Source organism: Kordia sp., from assembly GCF_022447245.1.
GTDB lineage: Bacteria > Bacteroidota > Bacteroidia > Flavobacteriales > Flavobacteriaceae > Kordia.
Window position 1 is genome coordinate 46,110 of record NZ_JAKVBC010000036.1, and the last position, 8,669, is coordinate 54,778.

An 8,669-nucleotide genomic window follows, 5' to 3' on the forward strand; every position below is an offset into this window, starting at 1 on the left:
TTACTCTTTTTTTAGATTGATAGGATAGATTTCTTGTCGTAAAAAATCTTGCGGAAATGATTCGTCATTGGAAAAACCCAATTCGATATCACGTCCATTTTTGGGAATGTAATTTGTCTTAAAAAGGTAATCCCAAATACTTAAAGTCAGTCCAAAATTTACACCATACCTTACAGGCAACTCTTTACTGTGATGCCAAATGTGCATTTTTGGATTGTTGAAAATATACTTTAAAAAGCCATAATCCCAACCTAAATTCGCATGATTCAAATGTCCGACAGAGATGGTAAAGAAGTATACAAAAACCACATGTTGTACATCAAACCCACCAATAATAGCAACAGGAATATAGAGTAACGATTTATACACCACAGTTTCCATCCAATGGTAACGCAAATGTGCCGCAAAGCCCATTTCTTTTACAGAATGATGTACTTTGTGAAAGTTCCATAAAAAATCAACTCTGTGTAACAAACGATGCGTATTCCATTGTACAAAATCTGTTACCACAAAGAAAATTAGTAAGCCTAGCCATGCAGGAAGTGCGCTGACATTAAATAACTGTAAACTTTCTAATGATACACCAATTTCGCCTAAAAAATCATTAAAAAATGCAGCCGTTGTATTGGAAAGTGCTACAAAAATGAGAATATTAAAAATGAAAAGTTGAAAAACATGTAGAAGGTATCCAACCAAAAATCCTTTCTAAAGATGGATTGATTCTCTCGCCAAGGAAACAAGATTTCTAAAACCCAAACAATGACAGAAATTGCAATTAAACCATAAAAATAATTTTCTATTTCTCTAAAATAGATAAGGTTTAAGAAGTAATTCCAATATTCACTGTAAGAGTTTATAAAAATATCTAGATAGTTTTCCATGGTCTAACAAAGATACGTATGATTCCTTAAAATTGATACTTTACACCAAACTGCGCTTTCCATCGTGAACTTTCTGTATCCACAACCCAAGGCGTTGCATCTTGAACATTAAATTGATACGTTGGTTGATTGTTTTCGATACCTCGAAAATTCAATAAACTAAAACTAGAATTTACCACATTAGGAACAAATACCTGTTTTCCCCAATTTCTGTTGACCAAGTTAAAAACATTGAAAACATCTAATGATAAACTGATACGATGCGAACCTTTTAGATTTAAACCATATTCAAAACGTGCATCCAATCGATGATTCCATGGCGTTTTAGCACCATTTCGTTCGGTATATTGTCCTCGACGCGAACGCAGGTAATCATTGTTATTGATGTAATTGTTTAAATTTTCCCATTGCTGTTCCGCAGTGGTGATCACAACTGCGTTACTATCGGTAATGTCTACCAAATTGATTTCACTTTGATCTCTTGGAACATACACCAAGTCGTTGCGAGAAGAACCGTCACGATTGACATCTCCTTGATTTACAAATGAAAATGGACTTCCTGAAGTTCCGTTGTATAACATGGAAACTTGCAAGTCACTTTTGCTAGAAAGATTGAATTGGTAACTGTGCGAAGACACAATTTTATGTCGTAAGTCAAAGTTAGAAAATGACAAATCTGGATTGTTGGCATTGATTGCCTGATTCCATTCAAAGTTGGCACCAGGCGAGTTTCTAACCGTACTTGAAATGTCTTTACTTTTTCCGTAGGTATAACCTAAAAATCCGTTGTATTGAGCTGTATTTTTAGTCAAACCAAGGGTTACATTGTAACGATATCCTTTGTTCGTATTTGTCAATAAAAATACATTAGTAAAGTTCGGATTGATTTTAATAGCTTCTCCCGTAGCAGTAAAATATTCACGATTATCAGCACCCGAAAATGTTGCTGTATCATTTCTTCTGTTGATCGATTTAAAGAAGATTCCGTTGATTACATTTGTATAGCTTCCTTCAACCGTTAAGCCGAAGTTGTTTGGCAATTTAAAATCGACAGCAATGTTGCTTTTCCATTCACGCGGTAAATCAAAATCATTATCAATCAAATTAATCTCAGTTAAGCCAGGTTGTTGACTCGCCAAGTCTTCCACATTTTCTACAATAGGAGTAGCTTCCGTTGGGCGAATGTCTACATTAAAATAATCTGTTCCAGAAATATATTCCGCGTATGCGAACCATAAGTACGGAATACGACCTGTAAACAATCCAGTTCCACCACGAAGCTGAATCTTTTTGCTATCATTAAGGTAATAGTTAAAACCAATTCTAGGATTGATTTGCGGCGTTGCATTGATGGTATTTTCAAAACGACTAAATTCTGGCGTATTTTTTACTTCTTCACTTACGGGCAATTCATCCAATAACGCTTGACTGTCCAAACGAATTCCAGCAGAAACCGTTAAACGATCACTGAAACGAATACGATCTTGCACATAAAATCCAGTTGTTAAAATGTCTAAAGTAGCTGAAGGCGTATTGCTTACAAAGTCAAAATTATTATTGTTAGTTCTGTACACACCGCGAATTCGTGAAGGTCTGTCATTGATAAAGTTTTCTACAGATGAATATTGCCAGCGTCCGTTCCAAGCAGATAAAAATCCATAATCAATATCATTGTATTGAATCAATGCTCCAGCAGTAAATGTATGTTTGTCTTTTGTATACGTAAACTTATTTGTGATTTGAAACGTATTTAAATTTGTACTGTAAACAGAAGCTTCTCGGTAGGTTCCTGCAAAAATTCTGTTAGAAGCATCTTGAATTAATAAATGTGGAAATACACGTCCGTTAAACTCTCTATCTTCCGTTACTTTATTGTAACCAATAGATAAGACATTTGAAGTGTTGTTGTTGAAATTGGCATTCCATTCCGCCGTTAAACTATTGGCAATACTGTTGTGTCGATATCCTTGATTTCCAAAGTTGAAAATAGATTCATTCCATTCTAAATTATCCGAAAAACTATTGACATAATTATTACGAAGCGTCAATTTGTGCTTATCAGAAATATTATAATCCAAACGTGCAAAAATCTTAGTACTTGCTGTTTTTAAATCCGCGTTTGTAAACGTTCCTGGATCGTAATTGTAACGTGATTGTAGTGTTTCAGAAATTAATTGTACTGTTTCAAAGTCAATATTCGAAGTCGCACTACCTGGCGCGTTTAATACGGGAAGACTGCCCAATGCTTGTTCTACATTGACAAAGTAAAACAGTTTATCTTTTTTCAATGCACCACCAATACTTGCACCAACTTGAATATCGTAGAAATTATCTACTTCTTGTCGTGTTCCATCGGCATACTTTCCAACCAAACTTTGATTGTTTCCAAAACCATAAATCGATGTTTTCGTTGTATTTGTTCCGTTTTTGGTCACCAAATTGATATTTGCACCTGTAAAGTTTCCAATACTTACATCAAAAGGCGTTGTTTTAACGGCCAATTCTTTGATAGCGCCAAAAGCAATTGGCTGTGTTTTAGACAAACTTCCCGGCGTTCCATTGGCAGATGATCCAGCTGCGCCACTCGAAGGTTCTTGGAATCCAACCACATCATTATTGGCAATTCCGTCAATATTTAAATTGTTGAATCGATTACTGGCACCTGCAAAAGAGTTTAAATTCGCTTCTGGAAGCGTTCGTGTTAAATCTTGAATACTTCTGCTAATCGTAGGTGTTTGTGCAATAGTTCTTTTAGAAATCAGTTGTTCATTATCTTTTTTAAGATTCGTTCTATCTACTTCTAACACAATGGCATCAAGTGATTCATTATCTTCTTTAAGGATAAAGTCTTTTGTGGTTGTAGCACCAAGATTAATGGTAACATTTTCTAGTATTTCAGTTCTATATCCTAAAAAACTTACTTCAATTTTATAGGTATTTCCTGGCGGAAGATTGTTGACAATATAAAACCCAGATTCCTGAGAAATACTTCCATATTTAAAATTTGTTTCGGTGTCTGTGATGGTAACATTCGCAAAAGTAATAGGTTGATTTTTGGTGTCATTTATTTTTCCTTCCAAACGTCCTGTAGTTTCCTGCGCATTTAATAATAGGGGAAAAAGAAAGCATAACAATGTTATGGGTACTAAAGTGTAATTCATGTAATCGTTTAATTTTCAGACTTGAGCTGTATAGTCTGTAAATTAACAGTATCCTTACAGTTTAGAAACAATATTTTAAATTAATATGTGTTAAAAATTAACTTTCCTAAATATCGTTATTGACTTCTATCCAATAGCTGTCTGGATCTTGAAAATATACTTGTTTAATTCCGTCTTTTCGTATGTAACCTTTGTTAGGAGTATTGCGCCAATCAGAATACGGAACTTCTATTTCTTCTAAAAAGTTGACAAATGCATTAAAGTTTGTTGTTGCGAGTGCAAAATGAACTGCTTTGTTGGTTTTTATGTCTGCATCGGGACGCGGAATGAGATGCAATTGTTTGGTGCTTCCCATAGCTAACCATCTCGTTTTGGAAGTGGAAGCTGTGTTGGGAATTTCTTGGAATTGAAATACTTTTTGATAAAATGCAACAGATGCGTTTACATCTTTTACAGAAAGTGCTATGTGATTGAATGTGAAGGTGTGCATTTGTGGAAGTTTGTACCAAATATAAACTATCTAATGTGAAAATACCACAACATACACTGAATTGCAGTGTTTTAACTGTTTGGAGTCCTTGCAGAACTTTTAGAAACGTCATTGCGAGAATTTCGTGAAAATACGTGACAATATTATATTTCAAATAACAAAACTGCTATGTGATAAACAGATTACCGCGCTATTGCTCGTAATGACGTTTTGAAGTACTTCTTGATAGCTTTATTGAGTGTAGTCGAAATATATATTTTTCTTCATTTTATTTTGAAAAATCGCTCGAAGTGACGTTTGTGGGAATTGAATTTGAACTCTATATGCTTTGATGCGTTATTGCGAGAACTTTAGTGGAAATTTGAGGTAACAGTTAGTTTATGAGGTATTTGGTGTTTCAAAGCAATTCATTTTCAGTTTAACTTAAATTTTATTTATTATTCTAATTTTTATTTTAAATACTTATCAAGCAATAATTTATGCATTTTGTACCTGTTACACAAGTCTAAGATATTGAATAATTACGTATCTTAGAATATGTAAGGCAAGAAAGCCTATCAAGAAAAATTATTCAACAATTTTCAGTTAAGTGATCGCATTCCAAAGGAGAACTTTTATCGTCGTTTATTAGGAGTTTTAGACTTTGATTATTTATATGAACTTACCAAAGGCTATTATGGAACAAGCAAACAAATTCATGCGCATGGCAGCTATTGCTTAAAACTTATAGAAATACCTAAAATTCATTACAAAAACAGCAAAAAGTGGGGCAAGATCGCTTGTCGCAATCATTTTCAATATAAAGTCATTATGTAAACACTATATCCTTATTTTAAGCGGTCTTTATTTTAGAATTAAATGGTAGATCTAAAAAGAAAGACATCCTTAAAAGCGCTAAGAATGCCTTGTTTTTTTGAAATTATAGGCTTGTGCAACGGTTACCCGTGTTATACCACGTATTTTTTCATTTCCTATTTTTCTTTCTTAATTCAGACATTTTCTCTAAATAAGCTTCTTCTTTTTTCACAAATTCTCTTATTGCATTTGGCTCAAGAAATATTATTTTTTTCAAAAGTTCCGAACTTCCACGATTTTCTATACGTTTATAAGTCCGATATTCAGTTATGCTATTTGGAATCTCAAACTGTGAAAAATTCACAAATCCAACCAATGAATTTGAATAATAAACTTTATTGTCATTTAGAAGTTTAAATCTTATTTGAGTTTCAAAATTCCCATTATAAACTTTGGATTCAGTTTTCAATAATCCGTTTGGTTTAAGTTTCTCCGATAGATAACTATTTCCGCACCACGAATATTTCCAATATTCAATAGGTTTCCAATCTCCGTTTTCGTTTTTCGCCTCTTGTATTAAGAATAAATGCCAATCTTGACTTGAAATTTTTAATGAGTCAGTCGTTTTATTGAAAACATAAATAGAGTATAAGCTGTCGTTAGCTTTTTCTATAATCAGATTTATTTCATTTTCGGTATTACTTTGTCCATTGATTTTTTCCCTTACTTGAGCAGATGAAACAAAATCTCTGTCAATTCGATTTTCGTTAGTTTCCATTTCAGACGTTTGTGCATTCAAGTCAAAAGTCAGAAGTAAAATAAGAACTCCAATTATGTATGTCAGATTTCTGTTTCTCATATGTGGTACAACGGTTTGTGTATAGTACGTGTCCCGAAGGGTATGCACTACACACCTTGTTGTGCTTTCGTGTTTTTTATTTTCTCCTTGTAAACTTTGAGTTTGAATTCACTCTCATCATTTTTATCCATTTCACCTGAAACATCCTTTAGCTCATTCCAAGAAATCCCATCCAAATATTTTGATTTTAAACAGTCGTTTATGACTTGGTCAATTGAATCAACAAACTCTAATTTTGCACCAAAAGGTAGGTGTTCATGTTCCGAGTTTATTAAATTGAAATTCAGGTTGCAAGCCTGTTCATCAAACCAGATGTAGAATAGCAACCCCATTTTTTTATCAGAATCCTCCAGTTGCTTAACTCTATTTTGAATTACCTTTCGGAGAAAATCTTGTAGGTCATGATTGTTGATTAGTTGAGCAGCATCTGAATCAATTCCAATCGACCAATGATTAGCTTGTATTTCCTTATCTAGCTCATCGAGACTCTCAGTCAAATATATTTCGTCCGGTACGATTTCGTCAAGATTCTTAAAAAATTGTTCTTTAGTCATTTTGGATTCTTTTGTTCTCATGAAGCACAACGGTTTGGGTATGGTGCGTGTCCCTTAGGGTATGCAGTATACCTGTTGTTGTGTGCTGTGTTTTTTAATGTTTTGATTTAAATCCGTTAGAGAAACTACCCGAATTATTTTCTCCCTTATAGTTTATCTGAACGCCGTACGATTTTCCCTTTTCTAACTTTTCTGTCTTTACTGTGAATGAGTTTATTCCTTTTTTTGACTTTGTTTTTAATGAACCGATTACTTTATCATTATCATAGTCCTTGATTTCAATTTCAACGTCTAATTGGTCTAACAAGTAAATTTCTAATTCTACTTTCTTGTATGAAGTACTATAAATATCTCTAATGTTGGTCGCGTCTGTTATGTATGTTCTTTCCCGTTTTGTTCCTTTTTCTATTCCTTTAATCTTTGAATAGGTAATTATCACTTGCACGTTTCCAAACTCCACAAACGGCATTGGAAAAAACGGTAGAATAAAATATCGGGAAGGGTCAGGTGTTGCTTGAACAATTTTTTCATAGGTAAATCCATTAATTGTGTCTTTACTTACTCCTTGAAGAAAAAATTCCTTTTGTCCATTTTTCTCAATAAGTTTGAGTTCGGTTGAATATTCCTTAAATGGAATGAACTGATTGCCATAATAGTAGCCACTATCAGAAACTTGCATTAAAAATTCTTCTGGTCCATCTTTTAAGCCACTTAAATAGTTGTAGCCTTCAATCTCTATTTTAAGCGACTTATTTCCGTCAACTATTGTATCTCCAATGTATCTGACGGTTTTAAATTGTTTGTCTTCGTATTCAGCTAACCCTGTTGAGTCGTTATACCATTTTCTGCGATAAAACAATTGAATTTCATCTCCAGGTTGAATGTCAAATCGGTTGCTGGTTCTAAAGTCATTTTTAATTCCTTCCGAAATGTCATTGTAATTGTCTCCGAAAAGCTGTTTTGTGTAAAACTGTCCATTGCTTGAAACCGCTACTGTTTTAAGATCTGGAATAATTACAGCATAAATTTCTGAATTGCCAGTAGTGTAATACTTTCTTGGTGTTTTGTCTGTTGCGATTAAACTATCTCTTGGATAACTTCTTCTTGTGTCGATATATTCGAGTGAAGATTTTACTTGGTTTCCAAAAATTGTAGCTATTTGTTCTTCCGTCTTATTGTAGTCAATATCGTGAACCGTTTCAAAGCTACTATTGAGAAGTTTATAATTACCGTTATCAAAGGATTCGAAATAGATTTCGGTTGTTTCAATATCGGAATAGTCGACAAAGTGCTCTGTTTTAAATTTTATGAAGTTTCTATTCTCTATTAAAGTGTCTTTTAAGTCCGTTCTTACTTGAAGTCCGATAAACTCATTCTTTTGGTCAAAGTAGGTTGCTCGAACATAGATTTTCGATTTAGTCATTTCTTTTCGGTTTTCTTGTCCAAAGCTTATTTGAGTTAGAAAAAGTAAAGTAAGAAGTATTATTATTCTCATGAATCAGGTTTCTTTTTATGGCACACAACGTTTTGGCTAAGCTGCGTTTTAATGCAGTTTAGGTGGTATGCCTTTTGCACAAGTTTAAGATAGTGAATAATTACGTATCTTAGGTTATGCAAGGCAAGAAAATCTATCAAGAAAAATTATTCAATAATTTTCAATTAAGTGATCGCATTCCAAAGCAGAACTTTTATCGTCGTTTATTAGCAGTTTTAGACTTGGATTATCTCTATGAGCTTACCAAAGAATATTTCGGAAGTAGCCAACAAACTCATGCACATGGCAGCTATTGCTTATAACTTAAAGAAATACCTGAAATTCATTACAAAAACGGCAAAAAGTGGGGCAAGATCACTTGTCGCAATCATTTTCAATATAAAGTCATTATGTAAACACTATATCCTTATTTTAAGCGGTCTTTATTTTAGAAT

At 33.4% G+C, this 8,669-nt stretch carries 6 protein-coding genes and 1 pseudogene; 1 reads left to right on the plus strand and 6 read right to left on the minus strand.

Annotated elements, in window-relative coordinates; all coding sequences use genetic code 11:
* The 6 genes and pseudogenes from MK119_RS19835 to MK119_RS19860 all read right to left on the minus strand — a co-directional run bounded on the left by MK119_RS19835 (position 1) and on the right by MK119_RS19860 (position 8,163).
* Positions 1 to 881, minus strand: a pseudogene (locus MK119_RS19835) (sterol desaturase family protein).
* A 26-nt stretch (positions 882 to 907) separates the two neighbouring features.
* On the minus strand, positions 908 to 4,042 hold the full coding sequence (locus MK119_RS19840; protein ID WP_290682618.1) for a TonB-dependent receptor: 3,135 nt from the start codon (positions 4,040 to 4,042) through the stop codon (positions 908 to 910).
* Between the two features lie 106 nt (positions 4,043 to 4,148).
* Positions 4,149 to 4,532: a VOC family protein gene (locus MK119_RS19845; RefSeq protein ID WP_290682620.1), complete on the minus strand. Its 384-nt coding sequence runs from the start codon at positions 4,530 to 4,532 to the stop codon at positions 4,149 to 4,151.
* A gap of 964 nt (positions 4,533 to 5,496) precedes the next feature.
* Entirely contained in the window at positions 5,497 to 6,105 is a 609-nt protein-coding gene (locus MK119_RS19850) for a hypothetical protein (RefSeq protein WP_290682622.1), read from the minus strand.
* A gap of 128 nt (positions 6,106 to 6,233) precedes the next feature.
* Positions 6,234 to 6,761 carry a hypothetical protein gene (locus tag MK119_RS19855; protein WP_290682623.1) on the minus strand — a complete coding sequence of 176 codons (528 nt, stop codon included), beginning with the start codon at positions 6,759 to 6,761 and terminating at the stop codon, positions 6,234 to 6,236.
* 73 nt (positions 6,762 to 6,834) lie between these two features.
* Complete coding sequence (locus MK119_RS19860; protein ID WP_290682625.1) at positions 6,835 to 8,163, minus strand: hypothetical protein; 1,329 nt, start codon at positions 8,161 to 8,163, stop codon at positions 6,835 to 6,837.
* A 188-nt stretch (positions 8,164 to 8,351) separates the two neighbouring features.
* Between MK119_RS19860 and MK119_RS19865 the strand changes: the two genes are divergently transcribed.
* The gene (locus MK119_RS19865; RefSeq protein WP_290682627.1) at positions 8,352 to 8,537 is read left to right on the plus strand and encodes a hypothetical protein; all 186 of its coding nucleotides are present in this window, start codon (positions 8,352 to 8,354) and stop codon (positions 8,535 to 8,537) included.
* Positions 8,538 to 8,669 lie beyond the last annotated feature (132 nt).